Source organism: Agrococcus sp. ProA11 (genome assembly GCF_039880525.1).
Lineage (GTDB): Bacteria > Actinomycetota > Actinomycetes > Actinomycetales > Microbacteriaceae > Agrococcus > Agrococcus chionoecetis.
Genome location: NZ_CP156989.1, coordinates 2020157 through 2045607, shown reverse-complemented (window position 1 = coordinate 2045607; position 25451 = coordinate 2020157). Strand labels below are relative to the sequence as shown.

The 25451-nt window shown below is 68.4% G+C and carries 21 protein-coding genes; 6 read left to right on the top strand and 15 right to left on the bottom strand.

Features of this window, described 5'->3' with window-relative positions:
- Window positions 1-16: 16 nt before the first annotated feature.
- Window positions 17-1333: an asparagine synthase-related protein gene (locus ABG090_RS09815; protein ID WP_347754300.1), complete on the bottom strand. Its 1317-nt coding sequence runs from the start codon at window positions 1331-1333 to the stop codon at window positions 17-19.
- Between the two features lie 411 nt (window positions 1334-1744).
- Window positions 1745-3160 (bottom strand): glycosyltransferase 61 family protein, encoded by a 1416-nt coding sequence (locus tag ABG090_RS09810; protein ID WP_347754299.1) that lies wholly within the window; start codon window positions 3158-3160, stop codon window positions 1745-1747.
- A gap of 179 nt (window positions 3161-3339) precedes the next feature.
- Between ABG090_RS09810 and ABG090_RS09805 the strand changes: the two genes are divergently transcribed.
- On the top strand, window positions 3340-4578 hold the full coding sequence (locus ABG090_RS09805) for a glycosyltransferase family 4 protein (protein WP_347754298.1): 1239 nt from the start codon (window positions 3340-3342) through the stop codon (window positions 4576-4578).
- 11 nt (window positions 4579-4589) lie between these two features.
- On the opposite strand, the gene wecB is transcribed toward ABG090_RS09805, so the two are convergent.
- The 4 genes from wecB to ABG090_RS09785 form a co-directional block, all read right to left on the bottom strand.
- Complete coding sequence (gene wecB, locus ABG090_RS09800; RefSeq protein ID WP_347754297.1) at window positions 4590-5747, bottom strand: UDP-N-acetylglucosamine 2-epimerase (non-hydrolyzing); 1158 nt, start codon at window positions 5745-5747, stop codon at window positions 4590-4592.
- A gap of 20 nt (window positions 5748-5767) precedes the next feature.
- On the bottom strand, window positions 5768-6619 hold the full coding sequence (locus ABG090_RS09795; protein WP_347754296.1) for an ABC transporter ATP-binding protein: 852 nt from the start codon (window positions 6617-6619) through the stop codon (window positions 5768-5770).
- The gene (locus ABG090_RS09790) at window positions 6606-7466 is read right to left on the bottom strand and encodes an ABC transporter permease (RefSeq protein ID WP_347754295.1); all 861 of its coding nucleotides are present in this window, start codon (window positions 7464-7466) and stop codon (window positions 6606-6608) included. Before ABG090_RS09790 ends, ABG090_RS09795 begins: the two co-directional genes overlap by 14 nt.
- 179 nt (window positions 7467-7645) lie before the next feature.
- Window positions 7646-9415, bottom strand: a complete 1770-nt coding sequence (locus ABG090_RS09785) for a glycosyltransferase (RefSeq protein ID WP_347754294.1) — start codon at window positions 9413-9415, stop codon at window positions 7646-7648.
- Between the two features lie 182 nt (window positions 9416-9597).
- Here ABG090_RS09785 and ABG090_RS09780 point away from each other — a divergent pair, with 182 nt between their 5' ends.
- Entirely contained in the window at window positions 9598-9933 is a 336-nt protein-coding gene (locus ABG090_RS09780; RefSeq protein ID WP_347754293.1) for an Lsr2 family protein, read from the top strand.
- A gap of 212 nt (window positions 9934-10145) precedes the next feature.
- Here ABG090_RS09780 and ABG090_RS09775 read toward each other — a convergent pair whose 3' ends face one another.
- The 3 genes from ABG090_RS09775 to ABG090_RS09765 form a co-directional block, all read right to left on the bottom strand.
- Entirely contained in the window at window positions 10146-11495 is a 1350-nt protein-coding gene (locus ABG090_RS09775; protein WP_347754292.1) for a hypothetical protein, read from the bottom strand.
- A 91-nt stretch (window positions 11496-11586) separates the two neighbouring features.
- On the bottom strand, window positions 11587-11835 hold the full coding sequence (locus ABG090_RS09770; RefSeq protein ID WP_347754291.1) for a hypothetical protein: 249 nt from the start codon (window positions 11833-11835) through the stop codon (window positions 11587-11589).
- Window positions 11836-11932: 97 nt separating this feature from the next.
- Window positions 11933-13225: a trypsin-like serine protease gene (locus ABG090_RS09765; protein ID WP_347754290.1), complete on the bottom strand. Its 1293-nt coding sequence runs from the start codon at window positions 13223-13225 to the stop codon at window positions 11933-11935.
- A gap of 214 nt (window positions 13226-13439) precedes the next feature.
- Between ABG090_RS09765 and ABG090_RS09760 the strand changes: the two genes are divergently transcribed.
- Complete coding sequence (locus ABG090_RS09760; protein WP_347754289.1) at window positions 13440-13997, top strand: YetF domain-containing protein; 558 nt, start codon at window positions 13440-13442, stop codon at window positions 13995-13997.
- Window positions 13998-14007: 10 nt separating this feature from the next.
- On the opposite strand, the gene ABG090_RS09755 is transcribed toward ABG090_RS09760, so the two are convergent.
- The 6 genes from ABG090_RS09755 to hrpA form a co-directional block, all read right to left on the bottom strand.
- Window positions 14008-14946, bottom strand: a complete 939-nt coding sequence (locus ABG090_RS09755; RefSeq protein ID WP_347754288.1) for a DUF4349 domain-containing protein — start codon at window positions 14944-14946, stop codon at window positions 14008-14010.
- A gap of 169 nt (window positions 14947-15115) precedes the next feature.
- Complete coding sequence (locus ABG090_RS09750) at window positions 15116-16087, bottom strand: TetR/AcrR family transcriptional regulator (RefSeq protein WP_347754287.1); 972 nt, start codon at window positions 16085-16087, stop codon at window positions 15116-15118.
- A 34-nt stretch (window positions 16088-16121) separates the two neighbouring features.
- Window positions 16122-16949, bottom strand: a complete 828-nt coding sequence (locus tag ABG090_RS09745; RefSeq protein ID WP_347754286.1) for an aldo/keto reductase — start codon at window positions 16947-16949, stop codon at window positions 16122-16124.
- Window positions 16950-17194: 245 nt separating this feature from the next.
- Entirely contained in the window at window positions 17195-18397 is a 1203-nt protein-coding gene (locus ABG090_RS09740; protein ID WP_347754285.1) for an MFS transporter, read from the bottom strand.
- Window positions 18398-18460: 63 nt separating this feature from the next.
- Window positions 18461-18808, bottom strand: a complete 348-nt coding sequence (locus tag ABG090_RS09735) for a DUF6804 family protein (RefSeq protein ID WP_347754284.1) — start codon at window positions 18806-18808, stop codon at window positions 18461-18463.
- Window positions 18809-19006: 198 nt separating this feature from the next.
- Window positions 19007-22978, bottom strand: a complete 3972-nt coding sequence (hrpA, locus tag ABG090_RS09730) for an ATP-dependent RNA helicase HrpA (RefSeq protein ID WP_347754283.1) — start codon at window positions 22976-22978, stop codon at window positions 19007-19009.
- A gap of 332 nt (window positions 22979-23310) precedes the next feature.
- Between hrpA and ABG090_RS09725 the strand changes: the two genes are divergently transcribed.
- The 3 genes from ABG090_RS09725 to ABG090_RS09715 all read left to right on the top strand — a co-directional run bounded on the left by ABG090_RS09725 (window position 23311) and on the right by ABG090_RS09715 (window position 25398).
- Window positions 23311-24252, top strand: a complete 942-nt coding sequence (locus tag ABG090_RS09725) for a hypothetical protein (protein ID WP_347754282.1) — start codon at window positions 23311-23313, stop codon at window positions 24250-24252.
- 108 nt (window positions 24253-24360) lie between these two features.
- Entirely contained in the window at window positions 24361-24825 is a 465-nt protein-coding gene (locus ABG090_RS09720; protein ID WP_347754281.1) for a GNAT family N-acetyltransferase, read from the top strand.
- A 99-nt stretch (window positions 24826-24924) separates the two neighbouring features.
- On the top strand, window positions 24925-25398 hold the full coding sequence (locus ABG090_RS09715; RefSeq protein WP_347754280.1) for a cupin domain-containing protein: 474 nt from the start codon (window positions 24925-24927) through the stop codon (window positions 25396-25398).
- The last annotated feature ends 53 nt before the right edge of the window (window positions 25399-25451 follow it).

Sequence of the window (25451 nt, the reverse complement as noted above, 5' to 3'; positions counted from 1 at the left end):
GGTCTTGAATGGTCGTTCATCCAGCGCGATCGGTATCCGGCAGGGCGGCTGGAGATAAGACCATTGCAGCGCTCATGACCCGGGCCACGTTGCTCGCACGACGAGCATGACCGAAACTATGGCTATTCACGGCGCTTTGAACAACGTCTGACGCTTCTTGCGCAATTTTTACTCCAAGCAGATCGCGCACATCGGGCGTCAAGCAGGTTTCGAAGTCGCGAGCCAGGATCTCGAAGGCGCTCGGGCCGCCGGATTCCGGAGTCGGCTGCGGCGCTGTAGAGGCGTAGACCGCGCCGAACTCATCTGCGGCGTCGACAGGGACCCGAGTCACTCGTGAACGATCGTCATTGCTCGGAGCCTTCCCAGGCATGTCGTATTGCAGATCCATGACGCCCGGCAGCGAACTTTCCATGACATCGAACATCACACGTCGCCCGCTGCCGGCATGGCGAACCGCTGAATCCATTAGCCAGCTACTGAGAGGGGTCACGTTGACTTTGGTCTGTGCGAATAAACCGCCGTGGAAGCGCCCCCTGAACTCCCTGTAGTGCCGAACCAAAGGGTGGATGCTGTCGTCTTCGCGCTCCCACCGCTTGAGCAAGCGGGATATGTCCTCGCGCCATCCAGCGATCATCTCCGGGGGGCCGTCGCTGCTGAAGCCGTGCACAAAATCGTCCGCGTCTTTTTGCGGATAGAAGGGCCGGTGGCCCTCCCCGCCTAATCCTGAGAGATTAACGCTCCAGGAAGCGAGTCGAACTTTCGGCAAGTAGATCGGGAGATAAAGTCCCAGGCATAGATCGCGCCACCCTTCGTATGACTCCTTCGCCGAATACGGCACCACGTCGAGAGGAGCGAGCGGTCTATTGACTGTTGCGCCGTAGCGTGCTGCTATCTGTTCGGCGACCGCGAAGTCCGCTCGTTGCGCCACAGATTGGCCGGAGACGAGTTGCACCACTGTGTCGAGCGGTGTGGCCGCGGCCGCACTCGCGGTCAAGGCGAAGACGGCTCGAGAATCGATCCCACCAGAGAGGTCGGCAGTCAATCGCACCTGGTCGTCGCGCAGCAAGGTACGCAACCGGACTGTCCAGGTGTCCAGGAATCGTTTCAGGGCGAACCGGTAATCGAGCGCTTCGTTTAGCGGAGCCACCGTTACCTCGCGGGGGCCGCGTGCAGTGAGCACCAACTTGCGTCCGAGGGGGACGAGTCGAATGTCTGCGAAAACGGTATCCGGCGTGCTGAGCTGCTCGACGAACGTGGTCGGTAGGCGCAGGGCGACGAGTTGCGACGGATTGGGCCGCAACTCGATGCCCGCTGCCCGCAGGTGCTGGGCCATGCGTGACAGTGAATTTGAGACGCACCAAATCCCGTCCAAGGAATAGCAGAATAGCTTCATTAGCCCAGCATGATCTACGCCTATCTCCGGACCCTCGTTGCCCGGCACGACTGTGACGTAGCAACCGTCTTCTCCGGGGTACACGAACTGGTCGCTGATCTCTCGATATGCCGCTGCGCCAGGGCTTCCCACCACGAGGTCCACGCCTGCGAACGCATAGCCGAGGAAGAACGAATTCGGGACGCCCGTAAAGCTTGAAACAAGTAAGTCAGCTGTCCCTGTTCAGGGGCGCCCGATGTGGCGGCATTCAAGTTGTCGACCTCGTCTTCTTTATCGGGGCAATGGTACGCGATCGCGGTCGCGCGTCCATGGCTGAGCACCGTCGGAGGCGGATCGAACAGAGGGAGCCACTCAGATCGCCTCCTTGAGCATGTTCGCGACAGCGTTTTGAGGCGTCCCGCTCAGCGCGATGTGCGCTTGCGTGAGCAACGCTTCGACGTCTGTCTGATGCACCTGCGCCATGCGAAGGTGGTTGTCGAAGGAAGTCTGCCCGGGCCAAGGCTTCTCAATACGGTCCTGCAAGCTATCCAAGTTCGTCGTGAAGCCGGCGGTTTTTTCCAGGGCGTCGTTGAGAGCCAAGAGGTCAAGGTCGAGCGGGGCTCGATGACCTCCGCGCTTTGCTGACGTGAGGAAGTTCAGCGTTTCATAGCGTAGATTCTTGGCGCGCCTGATGTGTTCGAATACGCCTGCTCCGCTGCGATGACGAGTGAGCGCGAAGAAGCGAGTCCTCAGGGGATCCTGAAGCAGCAGCGGGGTGTGAAGTGCTGAGCCTTCGAGCCCAAGTACTACTTCGGCCGAAGACATCTCGCGAAGTTGTTGACTAATTGAATGCTCTTCGGGCCGAAACAACGTGAAACCGTGGCGAACTACGAGGTCATCGAGTTCGCGCTCGAGAAGAGTGAGTTCTTTACTAAGGCCAGTTCGAGATAGAAACAGGCGCTTGCCCGCGGTTGGTGAAGCCGGCGGGACCTGCCCGATCTTGCGCGTGAACTCCGGCAGGGCGAACTCCCCAATGCAAAGCCCAGGATACGGAAAAATGACTCTTTCCCACTCGACGGGCTCTGTCAGGAAAATCTGAGGGTTGCGGAGTCCGATCAGTTCTAGCGCGTGCTGCTGATACGGCTGGAGTTCAATGGCGTCCCAGAGCACCGGGATTTCGGGGTGCTCCAAGGCGTACCAGATGCGAGACAGGCCCTGGGTGAGAAAGTGGCCCCATCCTTGCTGCGGCGGGCCCAGATATATGACGGTTCCTGCGCGTTGGTGGATCGCCTCAACGAAGGGTCGAAAGTTGTAATACTGACGCCCTAGTGCGAAGTCGAGCGCCTCGACCACCGGAACCCTGTCGACCCAGGCGCCTATATAGCCGCGTGTGGTTAGCGCGCCGGACCCGAGCAGTTGTCGCGAGAAGGGTGCCATCGTTACGGCATGCCGCGTGCTGAAGAGCAGACCTTCGTCTGAGGCGCGGACATCTGGAGGGGGCGTGCCTCGGAGAGCGGCAGGCACCCAGCGGTGAGCGGAGCCGATCATGCCAGCGGGACGACCGTCGCCGCCGACGCGTCGGAAGGTGAGTAGAAGCTTCTCGTTGCTGCCGTCGTGCGTCCAGGCAAGCTCGGTGCCCTTAGGGACGAACTTCAGGAGGATGACGACCCTTGAGCGAGGATCTTCAAGCCGAACGAAGCAGTCATCGTCGATACCCCACTCCGACGGGAGCAAGCGTTCCACGGAGAGGCGATCGATCGGTAGGACTTCATTGACAGCCGTGGGCACTGCGTCAGTCTATCAATCGACGGCGCTCGCGCTCGGCGGCGCTTACTTCAAACCCACTCGAATGATGTGGAGGTCACAACTCACGCGCGGGTGACTCGGACTTCCGTGAAAGCGTTGAGGACAGGCTTCGCTGGCATCCGCCGTAGGATGGAGAAGCATTTCGACGATGCGCCTCCACGATGAAAATTCTTCTGCTCACGCACTACTATGCTCCCGAGAACGGCGCGCCGCAGCGCCGCTGGGCTGCGCTCATCCGTCGCTTCACCGACGCTGGGCATTCGGTCGATGTTGTCTGTCCCCCACCGCACTACCCGTCTGGGCGCTTGGCCGCAGGCGAGCGCAGAAAGCACGCTCCGGGTCGAGTCAGCACCGACGAGTTTGGAGCGCGTGTTTTTCGCGTCTCGTATCTGCCGCACGATGGCCGCATCCACACCCGGACCGCAGATCACCTCTGGGTTGCTCTGTCGACGATCAATCGTGCGCGTCGACTCATAAAGTCCGGGGCGATCGCACCCGACATCGTTGTGGCTACAGCGCCGGGACTCCCGACGCTAATCGCTGGGCGAGCTATTGCGCGCCGTTTTCATCTGCCGCTGGTCGCGGAGATGCGGGATGCGTGGCCAGACCTTGTCTCGCACACGCCAGGTCTGACGAGCGCGCGCGGTCCGGTAAACGCACTGAAGCGCTATGTTCACGAGTTGGTGACAGGCTTGCAGCGCGACGCAGCGCGCGTCGTGACGACTACCGATAGTTTCGCCAGCGTCCTTGCCGAGCGAGGCATTTTGAATGCCGCCGTAATCCGAAATGGTACGAACTCGGATCGGTATGCTGTGGTTCCGTACTGGAAGCGCGACCATGACGAGCTCCGGGTGCTCTACATGGGCACGATCGGACGCAGTCAAGGGCTGGAAGTAGTCCTTCACGCGGCCACGAGGCTGCTCCGAGAAGGAGTTCCGGTCGACGTGCGCATCGTCGGCCATGGTGCGGCGCTCGCACGGTTGCGGCAACTTAATAGCGCACTCGGCCTGCCGGCCCAGATACTGGACGCAGTACCTGGCAATGCCGTTGTCGACCACTACCGCTGGGCAGACACCTGTATCGTCTCGTTGCGCGACTGGCGGCCGTTCGATTGGACCGTTCCCTCAAAACTCTACGAACTCATGGCGGCTGGACGCCATATGTCAGCGATTGTCGCGGGAGAGAGCGCAGATCTGGTCCGAGAGGCTCAAAGTGGTGATGTGACGCCGCCCGGCGACGTCGATGGCCTCGTTGCACTGTGGCGCGACCTCCATGCCGACCCATTGCGCCTCGATATTGGAGCATCGGGGCGCGCATGGGTGGCAAGAAATGCAGAGTACAGCGCGCTTGCCGATCGCTATCTCGCGGTCCTCGCGGATGCCGTTAAGCAGGCAGAATAACCGGGTTTGATCTAGGCGAGCTCTTCGGCGAAGGCGACCTCGCGCTCGCCAACTCCGAGCAGTTCGGCGATCGCAGCCACCGCGCGTGCGGAAGCGTAGCCGTCCCCGTAGGGGTTCACCGCATTTGCCATCGTGGCGTACGCATCGGCATCGTTGAGAAGCCGGTTGGCTTCGAAGACAATGCGTTCGTAGTTAGTACCGACCAGTCTGACTGTCCCAGCATCCACCGCCTCAGGACGCTCGGTATTCTCTCGCATGACGAGTACGGGCTTGCCCAAGCTAGGCGCCTCTTCTTGAACGCCCCCGGAATCGGTGAGGATGATGCGCGCGGCACCCATCACCTTGGTGAACTCGGCGTAGGGGAGCGGCTCCGTGACAATGACGTTCGGCTTGCCCTCCAAGTGCGGGAGGACGGCTTCCCTGACCGCTGGGTTGCGATGCACGGGCAAGATGAGAATGTGGTCATCGTGTCGCTGGGCGAGGGCCGCGAGTGCGCGTCCGATCGCGTCCATACTGTCGCCCAGATTTTCCCGACGGTGCGTCGTCGCCAGAATGATCGGCCGCCCACTGGCGAGCGCGGCAGCCACCGCAGGATCGGTAGGTACAGTGTCCCAGTTCGAAGCCTCGACTAGCGCATCGATGACGGTGTTGCCAGTGACCACGATCGTGGACGGGTCGAAGGACTCGCGGAGAAGATTGGCTTGCGATCCTTTCGTGGGTGCCAGATGCAGTTTGGCTACCTGACTAATGAGCCTGCGATTCGCCTCTTCAGGAAAAGGGGAGTCGATGTTACCGGTGCGGAGCCCAGCCTCGAGGTGGACGACCGCGACCTGGCGATTGAAGGCTGCAATGGCGGCTGCCATGGCGGTCGAGGTGTCTCCCTGCACAATGACGACGTCTGGCTGCTCCTCCGCGATGAGCTCGTCGATCCCAGCGATCGCGCGGGAAACGATCGCGTTCAGCGGCTGGCCGGGCTTCATCAGGTTGAGGTCGTGCTTCGGCGTGATGCCGAACATCGCGTTGACCTGGTCGAGCATTTCTCGGTGCTGGCCCGTGACTACCGGAATCGACACGAAACGCTCATCGCGCTCGAGAGCCTCGAGGACTGTCGCGACCTTGATCGCTTCAGGCCGGGTGCCGTAGATCGTCATGACCTTGTGCTGTGCCATGTGTGCTCCGTTTCGACGCTTTATAGCTCGCGTGGCGAGCCCAGGGCAGGGGGGTGGGATTGGGTGGCGCTGACGAGCGCCTTCTTCGCGGCTTCATCTTTGCCGAGCGCGATGCTGTGCGCGTAGTAGCGGTACATGTTCGCTACATCGCCGGCTGGTCCGTCAGCGATGAGGTTGCCAGCATCGAGCCAGATGGCACGCGTGCACATGTCTTCGATCGTCTTCGCAGCATGGCTGACAAGAAAAACGGTGCCAGCTCGCGTGATCAAGCCGTGCATGGCCTCCTTCGAACGCTCGGCGAACGAAGCGTCACCAGTCGAGAGCGCCTCGTCGATCATCAAGATCTCAGGATCGGCCGCCACTGATATGGCGAATCGGAGCCGCGCTCCCATGCCCGACGAATACGTGTTCATGGGTTGCTTGATCGCGTCGCCGATGCCGGCCAGCTGCTCGATGCGCTCTTTGGCAAAGTATGCGTCGTCGGGCGTCATGCCCATAGCGAGCGTGCCGAGCCAAATGTTCTCCTCGCCCGAGAGCTCGGGCACCAGCGCTGCGCTCACGCCCAGCAGTTGCGGCTGTGCCGAGGCGACGACCGCGCCGGAAGTAGCCGGCTGCAAGCCAGCCAGCACGCGCAGCAGCGAGCTCTTGCCAGAACCGTTCAAGCCGACGAGCCCAATCATCTCGCCTTCGCGGGCTGCCATCGTGATGCCACGAAGCACCGGCCCCGTTACAGATTTCTTGCTGCCGCGGCGCCACCATGCTCCCCCGCGTGAACGGTCGACGGCGTAGCGCAGGCGAATGTTCTCGGCTGCAATCGTCACTTTGGGCTCGCCGCTGAGACGCCAGCCCGCCTGCAGTTCATTCACGGCCATAGCGCTCCTCATCCGACCAGAAGAGGAAGAAGCCGACGACCAGCGCGCCGACGGCCCACGCGGCCAGTTGGATCCAATTCTCGACTGGCGGAACCCGCCCGTCCATGAGCGTCATGCGGTACATGTTGAGCACGACGTAGATGGGATTCGCCTGGATTATCGCGAGGATCGTTGGATGATCGACGAAGCGCTCGATGGGAAAGATGACTGCTGATGCGTACATGAGCAACCTGGAAACGAAGCTCATTGCCTGGGCGAGATCCGGCATCCGTGCGCCCAGCCATCCGAAGAATAAGGCGAACCCGAGACTCAGGGTGAGTTGCAGGGCGAGGATCAGCGGGAATAGAGACCAAGCGACGTTCGGAGCCTCGTGGGGCGGGATCGCCATGATCAGAACAAACATCAGGACAATGGCTGGCATCGAGCTCATCAGGTCGCGGAGAACCATAGAGATGCCAAGCGCCGCTCGCGGAAATGCGAAGGCTCGAATCATGGCTTTCGAACTTCGTATGAGGGTGACGCCGGCGATGATTGCGCGCGATGACAGTTGGAACATGAAGACGCCGATGATGATGAATGCGACGAAGTTGTCCACGCCGCGGGTCACCTGCAGGATCACGCCGAAGATCACGCCGTAGAACGCGGCGTCGAGCAACGGACGCAGCACATACCAGGCGACGCCAAGTCGCTCGTTCGAGTATCGCGTGACTGCCTCACCCCGGGCGGCCGCCCAGATGAAGTGCCTGCGATCAAAGAGCTCGGTGAAATACTCGCGGAGCGGCGGACGAGTTCCTACTCGGCGGAGATGGGTGAGGTCGCCGTACTCCTGCTCGAGTCGCGCACGCATTGGAGCGGAGAGGGCCGAGGCGCCTGCCTTTCGCGTCGACCACGCTCGTCGCCACTGTGTCCGGAGCCCACGCGACTCAGGTCGTTGCGACGTGGATGTCATCCGATGCTAGGCAATCTGTGAGTGGGCGAGGTGGTCGCGCGGCGAGCGCACCGCCTGTGATTCTTCCACAGAATGCCTCAGGAGTGAGTCATGCTGAAGGAACGCCGATACACTCCGCCGAGCGCTGACCAGGTCAAGGCGGTCGCGCGTCGGCGCCCGCAGCTCACGGCGCTCTCCCTTGCCGACTCGTCGTGCAGTAGAGCGATGATGCCCGCCGACAGCGAGGAGGGATCACCAGGCAGCGTGGTCATGCCAGACCGCTCAAGTTCCTGCCCGATGGTCTCGAGCAACGGGGGCAGAGCGCTGACCAGCACGGGTCGACCGCTTGCCATCGCCTCGACCGGTTTCAGCGGCGACACGGTGCGAGTGACGTCCCGGTCGTGACGGGGCACGACGAACAGGTCGAGCGCGTCGCGATAGGTCACGACCGTGTCTCGGGCAACGCGGCCCGTGAACACCGCGCTATCGCCGAGTCCGCGGTCGATCGCCTGCGCCTGCAGCGCCTGGCGGGCACTGCCATCGCCGACCAGGAGCACGCGCACGTCATGACCCTCCGCTCGCGCGATGGATACCGCATCCAGCAGCACGTCGAAGCCCTCGTAGTCCACGAGCGACGACGTCGACCCGACCCAGAATCCGTCGCGCGGCAGTCCGAGCGACTCGCGAGCGTCCGCTGCGGCGGGCGGCGTCCGGTCGAGCAGCGCTGCATCGATGCCGTTCGGGACGAGGTGCACCCGCTCCCGCGGCACGCCGCGCTGCGCGAGGTCGTCGCGCATGCTCTCGGAGAGCGTGAAGACCACGTCGGCCGCCGAGGCAAGCTCTGCCTCCCGTTCGCGGGTGAGCCGGTACCGCTCGCTCGCCAGCGCGCGTTCACGCGCCGCGTCGCTGCCGAGACCCGCGACCCAGGTCTGCTCGAGCATCCCTCGCACCTCGTACGCCCACGGCAGCCCAAGGGCGAGCGCGACTTCGCGGGCGACGATCGCGTTCGGATAGTGCGTCGTGGTCTGGAGTGCGGCTGGACGAGCCGTCGCAGCGAGGGCCGCGAGTGCGTCAGCTTGCTGCGCGAGCCGGCCGTCGGGAGTCGCGGCAAGTCTGGCGGGCAGCGCGCGGTGGTACTCGATGCCATCGACCACATCGACCCCGGCCGCCGCCAGGCCCCCCACGACAACGGGGTAGCCGACCCGGGTCATCGCGATGGGCGCAAGCCCCGCTTCGCGCTGCGCCTTCAAGACCTCGTGCGACCGCATCGTGTAGCCCGACTGCGTGTGGGGGAGTGAGTTCGTCAGCAGGTGCAGCACGCCGGCGAGGCTGTCGCTCGGGACGCTCCGTTCACGGGGTGTCCAGCGCAGTCGAGTCCCAGGTGTCATGAGGGCGAGCTCTGCGCGAAGCGCCCGGTGCAGGCGGGATCCGCTGGCGTGCTCGGCGAGCAACGCAACGGCAGCGGATGCCTCCCCGATCTGCCAAGCCGCGCGGGCCCGAGACACCGGGTGGATGCGTGAGTCGTCGACGACGAGCTCTGGCCGCCCCGCGGCCTGCGCGATCTCGGCAGCGAGGCGGCTCAGGCTGCCGCGCACGGCGATCTCGCCGAGCAGGGCACGGGTCGCCGCGAGATCGCTCGTGAGCCACGCCTGCAGCAATTCGCGGTCGGCACCTCGCGCGGCTCGCGCGATCTGCGCGAGTGGCCGTCGAGCGGCCGGGAAGCGCCGGGCCAACTGAATGCCGAACGTCAGTGGATCGTCGACCACGGAGCGCATCACTGTCGACGCGGCCATCGACGCGTTGCCGGCAAGGCGGGGAATGCTCGTCGTGCGCGCCGAGGTGCTGCGAGTGGCGGCGCTTGGGGGCATGTGTCGATTCTCTCATTCCTGGTATCAAACTCCTGGTGTTGCGCAAGCTCAGTTGCGTGATCGCCGAGATTGGGGGACATCCAAATTCTGCGAAGTAAGCATCTTCGGCAGTTTGCTCAGAGTTTCTATAAGCATGTGGACGCTGGTATCGAGGCGGCGGAATGGCGCGATATCCTTATGCCATGGCAAAGAAGACTTTGATTCAGCTCGTTGACGACTTCTCGGGCGAGAGCATCTCCGACGGCGCGGGCCGCACGGTGCGCTTCGCGTTCGATGGAGCCGAGTACGAGATCGACCTCACCAATGAGCACGCGGAGGAGTTCGCAGACACGCTCGAGCGCTACATTCGTGCATCGCGTCGGGTCTCTGGTCGCCGCAAGTCGAGCGGGGGAGCCGCGCGCAGCGGGGGCAATTCTGAGACCGCGGCTATTCGGGAATGGGCCGAGTCGCAGGGGCTGAAGGTCGCGACGCGCGGCCGGATTCCGGCAGGCATTGTGGAGCGATACAACAACCGTTGATTCGGTTTTTCTGAGGGGCGCCGTCCGGGTGGGCGGCGCCTTTTGGGTTGGGGGCGCTGTCGGGCTGGGGGCGGATGCTCTTCACTCGACAGGGCTATCGCATGTTGGTTTCGTGACGCGTTCGGCCTGTGGCCGAACGCTCCTCAACCAACGGAGCTGCTCCTCAACCAACCGAACTGCTTCTCAACCAACGGGGCTGAGCGCCGGCGGGACTAGTTGCTGGGGCGGACGATGGCTCGGACGGCGGCCAGGGGGACCGGGACCCAGGTGGGGCGGTTGCGCAGCTCGTAGACGACCTCGTAGAGCGCCTTGTCGAGGAGGAGCGCTCGGTAGATCGGGTCCTGCGGGTCGACCGGCTCCAGCGCATCCGCATAGCCCTCCAGGAACTCGGTCTGGCGGGCGCGCACCCACTCGGCCGCGACCGCGCCATCGGCATTCGGCTCCTGCTGCAGCGCCGAGCCCGCGGCGTAGTCGAAGGAGCGCAGCATGCCGACCACGTCGCGCATCCGCGGCTCGTGCACCATTCGCTCGTGCATCGGGCGCAGCGGCTCGCCCTCGAAGTCGAGCAGCCGCCACCTGCCGCCCTCCGAGCGCAGCACCTGACCGAGGTGCAGATCGCCGTGGATCTGCTGCAGCTCGCCGAGCGACTCGATCTCGCGCAGCCGCTCAGTCGCGGCGTCAAGGTCGGCATCGATCTCGGCGAGCACGTCCGCGGCCTCCTGCCGCGCCCAGCCGAGCCGCTGCTCCAGGCCGGTCACGAAGCGCAGCGTGTCCTGCTGCTGCGCCTCGACCGTGCCCATCGCATCCGCCAGCGCGCGATGGACCGACGCGACCGTGGCGCCGAGCGCACGGGCGTCGGGCACGACCTGCGGCTCGCCGCGCAGCGTCGCGAGCGCGTGCAGTCGGTAGAGATCCCAGGCGTCTTGGGCATCGGGGACGAGTTCGGAGATTGCCAGCAGGTGCCCGGTGACCATGGCGTCGCCAGCAGGCCAGGTGGCGGCGATCGAGGCGAGCAGCTTGGGAACGTCGGCGCAGCCGGCGCGGGTGAGCGCGCCGGTGACCAGCACGTCGGGGTTATCGCCGGGGGAGACGACGCGGAAGACCTTCGCGATCCACGCCGGTGCGTCGCTGTTGCCGGTGCCGCCGATGATCGACGTGTTGGATTGCTCGCCCGTGATGACGTGGATGTGCGCGGCGTGCGCTGGCTCGCCGGTGGCGTCGCCCTCGAACCCGGCGACGGTGCGCGTGCCGGTAGCGACGTCGACGAGCGCCTGCACCGCCTCGGTGTCGAAGCAGGCGTCGATGAGCCAACGGTCGCCGATCTGCGCGATGGCGGCCGCGCCGCGCTCGTCGCGCCAGGCGACCGGCACCTGGAGCAGGGTGTCGCCGGCGCGCAGCAGCAGGATGGCCGCGTCGCCGAGGTCGTAGACCTGCTCGAGGACGACGTCGACCTGCTGGCCCTTCAGCGGGTACCAGCGGGTGGTGGGCATCCAGGCTGCGATGGCGCCGAGGACCTCGGGGTCGTCGTAGCGGCGAGCGTCGGTCGGTGTGGGTGCGCTCATGCTGGACACGATGCCAGGTATGGGTGGGCGCTGGCTGAGGAATCTGCGGCCGGCCTGCTGCCGCGGGGGCGGACTGGCGCTGCGACGACCCTCACATCGCCCGTCGCCACGAGCCGTCGCGCAGCATGAGCACGATCTGCGTGCCGAAGCGGTCGTGCGCCCCGAGGTGCACATAGGCGATGTCGGCGCCCGAGACGACCCGCTGGATCGGCACGCCGGTGTTCTGCTGCCACGCGTGCAGGCTCGTGGAACCGCTCACCTCGTGCTGCAGATCCGCGAGCACAGCGGCGATATCGCTCTCGGTATAGGCCAGTGCGGGGGCTTCGATCTCTTCTTGCATCGCAGCAATGTACCCCGTTCCTGTCCCCCAAAACAGTATAGGGAGCCGGGAGTTCCGTGAGCGTCGGCTGAACGCCCTGCCTGCTTCGAGTGTTCGGCTACGGGCGCTCGGTCGTGTGCAGCTGCAGGCCGTGCACGGTGGACAGCAGCTGCGAGACCGGGGCGATGAGGCCCTCCTTCGAGCAACTCACGCTGTACGCCGACTTCAAGCCCGACACCACGCCGACCGCAATCGCGCCGCTCGAGGAGGGCAGGCTCACGACCGGTCCGCCCGAGTCGCCCAGGCAGAAGGCACTGCTGCCGCTGGAGCGCACGATCTGCACGTGCATGCACTCCGGCCCCCGGCTGGTGCCGTAGCAGGTGACGTAGGCCTCGCCCGCGGTCAGGTCGCACTTCCAGCCGGTGACCTGCCCGGAGGAGCAGAGGCGGTAGCCCGATGGCGGCCAGGTGCTCTGCGAGCCGGTGATGTTCACCGTCGACGTCTCGCTCGTGTAGATGCGCGGCAGCGTGCGGGCGTCGTAGGAGGCGGCGATCACGCCGAGGTCGTAGGCTCGGGCGCCGTCGTTGAGCTCCCGCACGAGATCGCTCGTGCCGATCCGCGTGCCGTTGCGGTTGCGCACCGCGCGGCCGTCGGCGTAGTCGCTGCAGTGGGCCGCCGTGACGATGAGGGGCTGGTGGCCGTAGAAGCCCGTGAACCCGGACGTGCAGCTGACCCAGCCGCCGCTCGAGAAGTACGTCTGCACGCGCATGCCGCCGGAGAGCACGCTGGCGTCGTCGGAGCGTCCGGCTGCCAGGCCGGCGCCGGTCGGGCCCGCCTGCATCGCCGTGCCGCGCAGCATCCCGGTCGCCGCGGCGTTGACGGGGGCGGTGTCGGTCTCCTCGACCGTGACGTCGGCTCCCAGCTCGGCGGCGGCGCGTTCCGCCGTGTCGATCACGTCGAGCACTTCGCCCTCGAGCGCGATGTGCTCGGTGCCGACAGCCTCGGCGGCCTGCTGCGTCGGGACCTCGACTGCGAGCCCATCCGCGTTCAAGCCGATCGCGAAGGCGCCCTCGGTCGGCATCGCGGCCGCGAGGTCGTAGGCGATCTCGAGCAGCTCCTGCTCGCTGGACTCCTGGCGCACGAAGGAGATGCGGATGCCCTGCTCGGCGGCCGCATCGGCCATCGCGCGCACCTCGCTGGGCACGAAGCCGGCCCAGCCGATGTCGATCGTGCCGGCGGCCGGATCGCCCTCGATCGCGCCGAGGCGCGGGTGCGGCGTCTGCGCATCCCAGGTCGCGATCTGGTCTATCACGCCGAAGTGCGCCTCCTGCACCTCGGCCAGGTCGTCGGACGCCAGGGTCGGCGACGCGGGCGCGACCACGAGGGTGGCGCCAAGACCAACGGTTGCCATGGCGGCAAGGAGCAAAGAGCGGCGACGCAAGCGAGACCTCGTGACGAATCGAATTGGGCTGGGGGACCGATCGGAGTCTAGCGCCAACACTCAACCTTTGGTGGAAAGTTTGCGAACTGAGCACGGTATGGCCTGGCCGAGCTCCCGGTTGCGCCTGGTGGCGCGGAAGTTGCGTCGTCCGGTGGTGGTCGCGCCGATCCGAAAGGATGGCCGCATGGACGATCTCTGGTACTACCTCGGCATCCCGCCGCTCGCCGCGGTCGCCGTGGTCATCTCGACCACCGGGCTCTACGCGACGTTCCTCGTGCTCAGCCGCGTGCTCGGGCAGCGCGTGCTGGCACGGCTGTCGGGGTTCGACCTGCTGGTGGTGATCGTGTTCGGCGCGATCATCGGCCGGGCGATCCTCGGACAGGTGCCGACCTTCGCCGCCGGACTGGTCGCGATGGCGACCCTGCTCGTGCTGGAGGGCGCCATCGGCATGCTCTCGCGCAAGGGCCGGCTGCAGGCGATCGTGCACAATCGCCCGGTGCTGCTGATGGCGGGCTCGGAGCTCATCGTCGCCGAGCTGCGGCGCTGTCACGTCACGGTCGACGAGGTCCACTCGCAGCTGCGCCGGTCGGGCATCCGCAGCCAGGACGAGGTCGCCGCCGTGATCCTCGAGCCCACCGGCGAGCTGAGCGTCGTGCGGCGCGGCGTGCCGATCGCGCGGAGCCTGCTCGAGCGCGTGCGGAGTGCCGAGCGCATGCCGGAGGAGCTGCTCGCCGACGGATGACGGGACGTCACTACTCGGTGCTGCGCGATGCCACCGGATTGCCGACCGGGTCGGCCTGGACCGACGCTGCCCGGGATGGCATCCGTCGCACGATCCTGCGGATGAGCAGCCAGGCGAGCAGACCGACGATGGCGAGGATCACGAGGGCCGGCACCGCCTGGCCGAGGCCGAACAGGAAGGTCGCGCCCCACACGAGGAAGCCCTGCCAGCCGGCGACCAGCCCGTCCCAGAAGCTGGGCGTGCCGGTGGGGCCTTCGACGCCGGTGGAGCGGATCTGCACCTCGATGGTCGACATCGCGACGAGCTCCTCGAGCGAGCGCTGCTGCGACAGCAGTGACTCCAGCTCGGACGTGCGCTGCGTCAGCTGCGCCTCCACCTCGAGCAGCGTCTCGGTGTCGGCCGCGGTCTCCAGCAGCTCGGTGAGCCGCTCGACCGATGCGCGAGAGGCAGCGACCCGCACCTCCAGGTCGCGCACCTCATTAGTCACCACCTGCTCGCCGAGATCGAGCGTGGTGACCTCGGCCAGGCCGCGCAGCGCGTCGAGCAGGCCGTCGACCTCGGCGGCGGGCACGCGCACGGTGAGCGACGCCCACGCCGGCTCGAAGTCGGTGGATGCGCCTTCAGCGCGACGATCGATCGTGCCGCCGCGTGCCTGGGCGGCATCCGAGACGGCGTCGGCAATGCGCAGCGGATCACCCGCGCGCATCGAGACGCTGCCGGAGATGATCACGGCGCGATCCTCGTCGACGGACACCTGTGGGGCGCCACCCGAGGCGTCGGAGCCGTCGCTCTCGGCGCCGCCCTCTTCCGGCATCTCCCATCCGGTGTCGGGGCCGACGCCGGGGTCGACGGCAGGGGAGCTGCTGCTGACGCCGAACGCGCCGCAGCCGGTGAGGAGCACGGTCCCGGCGATCACGATGCCGGCCACGGAGAGGAGTCTGCGGGTCATGCTTCCAGCGTGCTCCGGAAGCCGCAGAAGCACAGCCCAACCTTTTTGACTTCTTGGGCGTCAGCCGGGTCTCGTGACGCGTGCGGCTGCGCCGCCCGCTCCTCGACCGACGGGAACGGGCGCACCGCCAGCGGGGACGAGCTGCTCGACCTGCGAAGTCGGCGCGGCGCTACTTGCGGGCCTTCGCCTCCTGCTTCGCGGCCTTCACCGCCGCCTTCGCGGCCTCGCGCTCGGCCTGCGCTTCGGCCTTGGCCTCAGCGGCGCGCAGGCGCTCCGTGGCCTTCTCCACCGCATCCGCCGCCTTCGCCTCGACCTGCCGCAGCTCGGCGCGCGCCTTGTCGACGAGCTTCGCCGCCTCGCGCACCTGCTTGTCGTTGGAGATCGCCGTGGGCAGCGCGCCGATCGGGTCATCATCCTCGACGCGCTCGAGCCAGCACTCGATGCCGTCGAGCAGCCGGTTGAGGCCGAAGCTGAAGCCAGCACCGGGGTCGCGCCGACCAGTCTCGAAGACGCCGTCGCGCACGGCCGGCGCGAGCAGCGGAAACCGCTCGTCGGTGACGAGCTCCGGCAGCGCGCGGCGCACGGTGTCGTCGATGGCCGCGTTGTTCGACCCCTTGGCATAGAGGCCGATGTAGCCGAGCAGGAGTAGCAGCGTCGCCATCTTGCCGCGGTCGGAGATGCGCTCGCCCTCGAGCGCGGCGAGACCGGCCTCGATGATCGCGAGCCGGTTGGGTGTCGTGGGGATCGAGCTCGGCGGGAGGTCTCCGAGCCACGGGTGCGCGTCATAGGTGGTGCGCACGAACATCGCCCATTCGCGCAGCCGCTCGCGCCAGGTGCCGCCGGCGCCAGGCACGGTCACCTCGCTCGCGGAGTCGAACATCAGCAGCAGCAGGTCGTCCTTGCCGGTGACGTAGCGGTAGAGGCTCATGGGCGCGACGCCGAGGCGCGCGGCGAGCTTGCCCATGCTGACCGCGTCGATGCCGTCGGCGTCGGCGAGCTCGATGGCCGCCTCGACGATGCGCTCGGTGGAGAGCTCGCGTTTGGGGCCACGATGCGGCATGGCTGCGACGCCCCAGGTGAGCGCATGCGCGTGCGGCAGGTCGGGGGTGTCGGCGTGGCCGGCGTCGGTCTCTGTGGTCACTGGCTGCTCATTGCTCGGCGGCCGGGGCGGGCCGTCACGGTCGCTCATCCGGGTGGGTGCCGGTGCGCTCGCCGGTCTCGAGGCTCGCGATGCGCGCCATCTCGTCGTCGCTGAGGCTGAAGGCGTCGACGTCGAGGTTCTCCCGCAGCCGCTGCGGATGCGTCGACTTGGGGATCAGCGCACCACCGAGCTGCAGGTGCCAGCGGATGATCGCCTGCGCGGGCGAGACGCCGTGGTCGGCGGCAATCTGCTGGATCGCCGGATCCTCGAGCACGCGGGCCCGGCCGAGCGGGCTCCATGCCTGCGTGACGATGCCGTGTTCGGCGTGGAAGGCGCGCAGCTCGTGCTGCGGCAGCCAAGGGTGCGACTCGATCTGGTTGATGGCGGGGGTGACGCCGGTCTCGTCGATGAGCCGCTGCAGGTGCTGCTCGGTGAAGTTGCTCACGCCGATGGAGCGCACGCGGCCCTCGTCGCGCAGCGCGATGAGCGCGCGCCAGACCTCGACGAACCGCTCCCTGGCAGGGCGCGGCCAATGGATCATGTAGACGTCGATGCGCGTGCCGAGCGCGGCCTCGCTCGCGTCGAACGCGGCCCTGGCCGCCTCGGGCGTCTGCTCGGGGTCGCCCCAGAACTTGCTCGTCACGGTCAGCTCGTCGCGGGTGACCCCGTGCGCGGTCGCGTGTGCGATCGCGGCGCCCAGCTCGTGCTCGTTGCCGTAGAACTCGGCGCCGTCGATCAGGCGGTAACCCGCCTCGAGTCCGGCTGCGACGACCTCCTCGGTGGCATCGAGCGGCACCTTGTAGAGCCCGAACCCGAGCGCGGGGATGGCGGAGCCGTCGTTGAGCTCGAGGGTGCGGGGCATGCGTCGATTGTGTCAGTCGAGCCGGGTGCCGGGTGCGGTCGGCTGGAGGACGGTCGTACCGCCGCCCGCGGACCCGGCCGGCCAGCCGCGCTCGCAGGTGCTCGGCTCTCGCGGACCTCGCCCGCCACCGCCGACCCGGTGCGCCGGGTCGACGAAGGCGGAAGGGGTCGGCGAAACGGGGCGGTGCCGGGCTGTGGCGTCGAACGCGGGGAGCGTGGCGCGCTCGGCGCGCGGCGTCGCCTCCGTCAGCGCGGCAGCTCGATCGGCGCCGTGTCCGGCGGCTCGCCGATGCCGTGTCGCAGGTCGGGCTGGTGGCGGCGGAAGACCGTCGCGACGGCGGCCGCGATCGCCACCATCACGACCGCCACCCACACCGCACCGACGCCGCCGACCGCGTCGATCGCGACGCCCGCGATCGCCGAGCCGACCGCGGCGCCGAGCAGCTGGCCCGTGCCGATCCAGGCGTACGCCTCCGGGGTGTCGGCGAACTTCACGGTGCCGGCGATGATCGCCGAGAACGCCGCGAGCGCCGGTGCCGTGCCGAGGCCCGCGATGAAGAGCGCGATCGACAGGCCGACCACCTCGCTCATCGGCAGCGCCATGAGCATGCCGAGCAGCACGATCCCGAGCCGGATGCCGAGCGACCACGGCGTGATGCCGCGGCCGCCCATCGCGAAGCCACCCAGCAGCGAGCCGATCGCCGAGACGGCGAGCACGATGCCCGCCTCGAGGGCGCCCTCACCGAAGGTCGCGACCACGCCGGCCTCGACGGCCGAGAAGCCGCCGATGAACATCGCCGAGACGACCACCGAGAGCAGCACCGGGGGCTTGCGCAGCACCCGGCCGAGCTTGCGCGTGGTGGGCGGGATGCGCAGCCGTCGCACCTGCGGCGACACGATGAAGAAGGCGGCGCCGACAGCCTGGATCACGAGCACGACCAGCAGCGTCGGGCCGGTGCCGATGAGCGCGACGAGCGCCACCAGCAGCACGGGGCCGAAGACCCAGATGATCTCCTGCAGCGCGGCGTCGAACGCGAACAGCGGGGACAGCAGCCGCTGCGGCACCATGCGCGGGTAGAGCGTGCGGACGGTCGGGGTGATCGGCGGCATGGCGGCGCCGGCGATGACGCCGGCCACGACATCCGCCCACAGGGGCAGGTTGAGCGATGCCATCGAGAAGAGGGCGGAGACGGAGACCGTGGTGGTGGCCACGAGCACCGCGACGGTGCCGAATCGCGCCATGAGCCGGGTGACGAACGGGCCTGCGACGGCCATGCCGATCGAGAACGCGGCGAGCACGAGGCCGGCGGCCGTGTAGGTGCCGTGCAGGTGCTCCATGTGCATGAGCAGCCCGAGCGAGTACATGCCCGCGGGGAAGCGGGCGATCAGCTGGGCCAGGATGATGCGAGCCAGCCCTGGGACTCGAAGCACCTCGGCATATGTGCGCACCACGTGATCCTAGGGCTCGAGGGATGCCTCGCGGGGGCGGCGCCCCGTGGCGCCGTCGAAGGGTCAGTCGGCGCGCGGCGTCTTGATCGAGAGGCCCGCGACCACGAACAGTGCCGCGGCGACCAGGTGGCCCCAGAACCAGACGGCGGTGAGCGTGGCGCCCTCCCAGGTGAAGGGGAGGACCGGGTTCCAGATCACGGCGATGACCACGAAGACCGGCACCCACCACCACTGCTTCGCCTGCACGGCGAACCAGACGACGATGAGTGCGAGGATCGCGATCACGTAGCGCAGCACCTCATCCCAGGCGCCCGCGAGCCAGAGCTGCGCGGCGACGAGCGCGAACGCGGCGAGGAGGCCGGGGGCGAACGCGTTGCGCTGGAACGTGGGGCCGTAGCGGTTGTCGTCCATCGTGCTCCAGGGTATTGGACCGGCACGTTCGTAGGTCGAGGAGGCGGCGGGCGGAGCCCGGCGCCGTCACGAGACCGGTGGCGCTGTCGTAGGTCGAGGAGGTGGCGGGCGGAGCCCGGCGCCGTCACGAGACCGGTGGCCGGGTGGTCTCGTGACGCGCGCGGCTGCGCCGCACGCTCCTCGACCGGCGGGGGCGCGCTAGGCCGCGAGGGCCTTGCGGATGCGCTGCGACGAGACGGGGCCGGCGGTGCCGAGCTGCTGCGCGAACAGGCTCACGCGCAGCTCCTCCAGCAGCCAGCGGGCGGTGACCAGCCGCTCGGCCTTCGCGGCCGCCTCGGAGCCGGGCACGGCATCCGCCACCTCCGGCGCGAGCGGCAGCGTGCCGCCGGCGGCGGCGAAGAGGGCGGTCGCCTGCTCGACCTCGGTCATCCAGGTGCGGTCGCGGTTGGCGGTCTCTGGCAGGCGCTTCACGCGGTGCTCGATCGCCCGCACGTAGACCTCGAGCCGCGTCAGGCGGTCGAGGCCGGTGCGGCTGACGAAGCCGTCGAAGATCAGCTGGTCGAGGTTGGCGCGGGCGTCGGTCAGCGCCGCCATGTGGGCGAGGCTCGCCCCTTCACGGATCGCCCGATCGGCGGTGCGCGCCGACGTCAGGATGCGCGCCACCTGGCTCGCGAGGGCGAACATGCGGTCGACGAGCCCGTCGGCGACCTTCGCGCGCAGCGCCTCGAACTCCTGCGTGGTGGCTGGCGGCAACGGGCCCAGCTCGGCGTCGATGATCGCGAGCATCAGGTCGTCGAAGAGCCGGTCGGTCGAGGCGTAGGGGCTCGCTCCCAGCGCCAGCTTCTCGGCACCGGTGAGGTTCGACTGCACGTATGGCGCCGGGCTCGGCACCTGGCGCAGCAGCAGCTGCCGCACCGCCGCCCGCTGATCGCGCTGCTGCGCCTCGCTCGTGCTGGCCAGCCGCACGCCCACCGTGCCCTTGCCCGTGATCGCATACCCGGGGTAGGCGCGCACCGTGTTGCCGCCCTGCTTCACATCGATGTGCGCCGGCAGATCCTCGACGAAGCCGGCCACCTCGTCGCGCTCCAGATCGCTCGTCACCTTCACGGCGACCTTCGCCACCTGCGTGCGCGCCTGCCCGGCGAAGCGGCGCTTGAGCGCCTCGAGTTCCTTGCCCTGGCCGAGGCGCCTGCCGCGCGCATCCTCCACCGCGAAGGTCGGCTTCAGGTGGTCGGGGATGCGTCCCCAGTCGACGTCGTCGGCGACCGCCTGCACGAAGGCGACACGGCTGATGCGGGTCGCCAGCACCTCGGCGAGAGAGCGGGCGGAGCCCGGTCCGGTGGTCGCGGCGCCGTCGCCGTGCCCGGGCTGCGCCGGCAGCTCGGCGAGCATGCTGCGCGCCCAGTCGGCCGCGGGCACGACGTGTTTGCGGATGTGCTTCGGCAGGCTCTTGATCATCGCCGTCAGGAGCTCTTCGCGCATGCCGGGCACGAGCCAGTCGAACCCGGCCTCGCTGAGCCGCGGCAGCACCGCGAGCGGCACGTGCACGGTGAGGCCGTCGTCGGCGGTGCCGGGCTCGAAGCGGTAGCTGAGCCGGAGGCGCTGCTCACCCTGCTGCCACGTGGTGGGGAACTGCTCCTGGTCGACGCGGAGCTCCTCGCCGGTGAGATCCGCTCGCGTCATCGTCAGCAGCGCGGGCGTCTGCTCGCGCGCCGTGCGCCACCAGCCCTCGAAGCTGCGCGTGGATGCGACATCGGCGGGGATGCGCGCGTCGAAGAAGTCGAACACGGCCTCGTCGCCGACCAGCAGGTCGCGGCGTCGCTGCCGCTCCTCGAGCCGCTCGATCTCGCGCCGCAGCTCGCGGTTCTTGCGGTCGAAGTCCTGCGGGGAATCCCATTCCCCCTCGACGAGCGCGTGCCGGATGAAGAGCTCGCGGGCGTGCTCGGCGTCGATGCGCGCGTACTGGATGCGGCGGCGCTCGACGATCGTGACGCCGAAGAGCGTGAGCTTCTCGTAGGCGACGACGGCGCCCTGCTTGCGCTCCCAATGCGGCTCGGAGACCTGGCGCTTGACGAGGTCGCCCGCGAGCGGCTCGGCCCAGGCGAGATCGATGGCCGCGACGTTGCGCGCGAACAGCCTGCTCGTCTCGACGAGCTCGGCCGCCATGACGGCGCGGGGCGGCTGCTTCGCGAGGCCGGAGCCGGGGAAGATCTGGAAGCGCGCGCCGCGGGCCCCGAGGTACTCGGCGCGCTGCCGCATGCGCCGCTTGCTCTCGCCCGGGCGGGGCTGCTGCGGCTTGCTGGTCTCGTCGATGGTGCCGATGCGCCCGAGGAGCCCTGCGAGCAGCGCCTTGTGCACGGCGACGGCGTCGACGGATGTCGCGAGCGAGCCTGCGCCTTCCGCAGGTCGAGGAGCGTCGGCGCGGAGCGGCGATGCGTCACGAGACCGGTTGGCGCCTCTGGTCTCGTGACGCGACCGGCCTCCGGCCGATCGCTCCTCGACCGACGGGCCGGGGCGCTGCGGGGCTCGCTTCATGCCCAGCGCCTTCGTGAGCTGCCGCACCACGTCCTGCCACTCGCGCACCCGCAGGAAGCTGAGGTGCTCCGCCTTGCAGAGCTTCCTGAACTGATTGCCCGACAGCGCCGCCTGCTGTTCCTGCAGATAGCGCCACAGCGCCAGCAGCGTGATGAAGTCGCTGGTCGGATCGGTGAAGCGGGCGTGCATCCGATCCGCCTCCTCGCGCCGCTCGAGCGGGCGCTCGCGAGGATCCTGGATGGTGAGCCCCGCGACGATCGCGATCACCTCGTGGGCGACGCCGGCGTCGCGACCGGCCACGGCCATCCGACCGAACCGAGGGTCGACGGGCAGCCGCGCGAGTTCGCGCCCGATCTTCGTGATCGTGCCCGCCTTGCTGATGGCGCCGAGCTCGAGCAGCAGGTCGTTGCCGTCCTTGATGTCGCGAGCGGCCGGCGGCTGCAGGAACGGGAACTCCGCGAGCGGGCCGAGCCCCAGGCTCGCGGCCTGCAGGATGACGGCCGCGAGGTTCGTGCGCAGGATCTCGGGGTCGGTGAATGCTGGCCGTTTGTCGAAGTCGGCCTCGCTGTAGAGGCGGATCGCGATGCCCGGCGCCACACGCCCCGCACGCCCGGCGCGCTGGTTGGCGCTCGCCTGGCTGATCGCCTCGATCGGCAGGCGCTGCACCTTCGATCGCGCCGAGTAGCGCGAGATGCGCGCGGTGCCGGTGTCGATCACGTGCCGGACGCCCGGCACCGTCAGGCTCGTCTCCGCCACGTTCGTGGCGAGCACGACGCGGCGACGGATGCCGGCCCGATTCGTCTTCTCGAAGACCCGGTGCTGATCGGCCGCGCTCAGCCGGCCGTAGAGCGGCAGGATCTCGGTGGTCTGGCCCAGCCTCCCCTCGAGCGCGCCCTGGGCGTCGCGGATGTCGGCCTCGCTCGGCAGGAAGACCAGCACGTCGCCCGCGTCGTCGCGCGCGATCTCGGCGAGCGCCGCCTCGATGCCGTCGATCGGGTCGAGGTCGACCGCCGGCTCGTCCGCTTCGCCGTCGTCATCCGCATCCATCTCCTCGCCCACCAGCGGGCGGTAGCGGATGTCGACCGGGAACGTGCGCCCGGAGACCTCGATGATCGGGGCGTCGTCGAAGTGCCGGCTGAACGACTCCGGATCGATCGTCGCGCTCGTGACGATCACCTTCAGGTCGGGGCGGCGGGGGAGCAGCCGCTTGAGGTAGCCGATGAGGAAGTCGATCGTGAGGCTGCGCTCGTGGGCCTCGTCGATGATGATGGTGTCGTAGCCCTTGAGATCGCGGTCGCGATGCATCTCGGCGAGCAGGATGCCGTCGGTCATCACCTTGATGCGCGTGGATGCGCTCACCTGGTCGGTGAAGCGCACCTTGTAGCCGACCTCGCTGCCCATCTCGACCGCGAGCTCCTCGGCGAGCCGCTCCGCGATGGTGCGGGCGGCGAGCCTGCGCGGCTGCGTGTGGCCGATGCTCGTGCGGCCGAGCTCGAGCAGCATCTTCGGCAGCTGGGTCGTCTTGCCGGAGCCGGTGGCGCCCGCGACGATCACCACCTGATGGTCGCGGATCGCCGCCATGATCGTCTCGCGCGCCTCGCTGACCGGAAGCTCGGCCGGGTACTCGATGCGCATCCCGCCATTCTCTCGCACCTGCCCGGCAGCCACCTGCCCGCGTCCCGCGGCCCGCATCCGCATCCGCGTATCCCGCATCCGCATCCGCATCCGCAGCCCGCAGCCCGCATCCGGCATCCGCATCCGCATCCCCGCTTCCGCCGATGCGCACCGCTTCCCGGACCCCGCGCACCAAGCCCGACCCGGTGCGCCGGGTCGCCGCAGGCGAAAGGGGTCGACGAGCGAACGGCTGCACGCGATGCGCTCGCGCGAACGACGCGACCGAGCCTCGCGCATCCACAGGCGCGCGATCCGAACGCTCACCAGTCGTGCGCACCATGCCACCGTGCACCATGCGCGCCAGCGAATCTCTCCCCATCCGTCGGGCCCGCGACCTCGCAGCGGCGCAGCCGGGGACTCGGCCGTCGCGGGACGCCGCCCTCTCGCGCCTCCGCCGCGGGGTCTACGCCGAGCAGGAGGGATGGGAGGCGCTCGACGAGACCGCGCGCTACCTCGTGCGCATGCGCGCCGTCGATGCGGCGCGATCGCGGCCGATCTTCGCGAGGGAGTCTGCGCTCGCGATCCACGACATCCCGTTCGGCCTCGTGCCCGCAGACGTCTACACGACCGGCGACGCCAGGACGGCCGGGCGGAAAGCAGGGATCGTGCACGCGCCCGCTGCACTCGGCCCCGGTGACGTGCAGGTCGTCAGCGGCCTGATCGTGTGCTCGCCCGCGTACGCATTGGCGGATGTCGCCCGGCGGCGAGATCCGCTTACCGCAGTCTCGGCGCTCGATCACGCGCTGCATCACCGCACCGTGACGAAGCCGATGGTGCTGGAAGCGCTGGGTCGCCAGAGCACGCGCGGCCGCGCGGCCGCGGAGTGGGCGGTCGCCTTCGCCGATGGTGCATCCGAGTCGGTGGGGGAGTCCTGGAGCCGAGTGCGGATCTTTCAGCTGGGCTTCGCTGCGCCCGAGCTGCAGCAGTGGGTGCGGGGCAGCAGCGGCGAGGAGCATCGCGTCGACATGCGATGGCGCCTCGCGGATCGCCGCCCGGTCTATGGCGAGTTCGACGGGCTGCAGAAGTACGGCGCGCTTGCGAACGAGGCGGGTCGCTCGGGCGTGCAAGCGCTCGCGCGTGAGAAGGCGCGCGACGACGATCTGCTCTTCACCGGCGACCCCGCCCACTGGGTCTGGGCCGATGTGCTGCGCCCTGTCGGCCTTGACCGCATCCTGACGGCATACCGGATTCCGCGCCTGCGGCCACCGCTGCCTGCGCTGCGCCGAGCGGCGTGACGCGCGTTCGTCGACCCGCTCGACCTTCCAGGACCCGGTCCACCGGGTCGACTTCGGCGGAAGGGGTCCGCGAGGCCACGGGGCGCGCGCAGCGGTTAGCGTGGGCGCATGGCGGAGATCAGGGTGCGTGCAGTGGCGGCGGGCGATCGGCAGCGGTGGGAGGAGCTCTTCCACGGCTACCGCACCTTCTACGAGCAGGCGCACGACCCGGCGATCGCCGAGCGCGTGTGGGGTTGGCTCCTCGATCCGTCGCACGAGAGCGAGGCCCTGGTGGCAGAGCGCGACGGCGCGCTCGTCGGGTTCGCGCATTGGCGCCGCTTCGCGCGACCCCTGGCGGGGGAGACTGGCATCTACCTCGACGACCTGTTCGCAGCCGAGTCCGCGCGCGGTCTGGGCGTCGGCCACGCACTGGTCGTGCGCTTGCAGGAGATCGCCGCGGCAGAGGGCGCGACGGTGGTGCGGTGGATCACCGCCGATGACAACGTCACGGCGCAGCGGCTCTACGACGGCGTCGCGACGAAGACCCGCTGGGTGACCTACGACGCGGCACCGGCGACCGAAACCCCAGCCTGACGCGACCGCGACCCCGCTCGCCCGAGCACCCGGCGGCCGACGCCTGATCCAGCACCCGCACCCTGGCGGTTCTCAGGGCCGCGCGGCAGGATGACGCCCATGGACATCATCGACAACGGCCCCCAGCGCAACGCGTTCGACATCGAGACCGCCACGCGCGAGAACACCAACTACCGCACGGTCGCCTGGAGCGGCGAGCACCTGCAGGTGGTGCTCATGTCGATCGAGCCCGGCAGCTCGATCGGCCTCGAGGTGCACTACGGCACCGACCAGTTCCTGCGCATCGACGCCGGCGAGGGCCGCGTCGTCATGGGACCGTCGAAGGACGATCTGGTCTTCGAGCACGCGGTCGGCGATGGCTGGAGCATCCAGGTGCCCGCTGGCAGCTGGCACGACGTCATCAACACCGGCGACGAGCCGCTGCGCCTCTACACCGTCTACGCCCCGACGCACCACGCGAAGGGCATCGTCCAGCCCACCGCCGCCGACGCCGAGGCTGACGAGGAGGCCGGCCGCGACGAGCCGCCGGCCTTCGCCGAGGAGATCGATACGAAGGGCGAGGACAAGGCCTGAGCCTCACCCGCCAACGCGAGACGCCCGCCGAGTGATCGGCGGGCGTCTCGTCG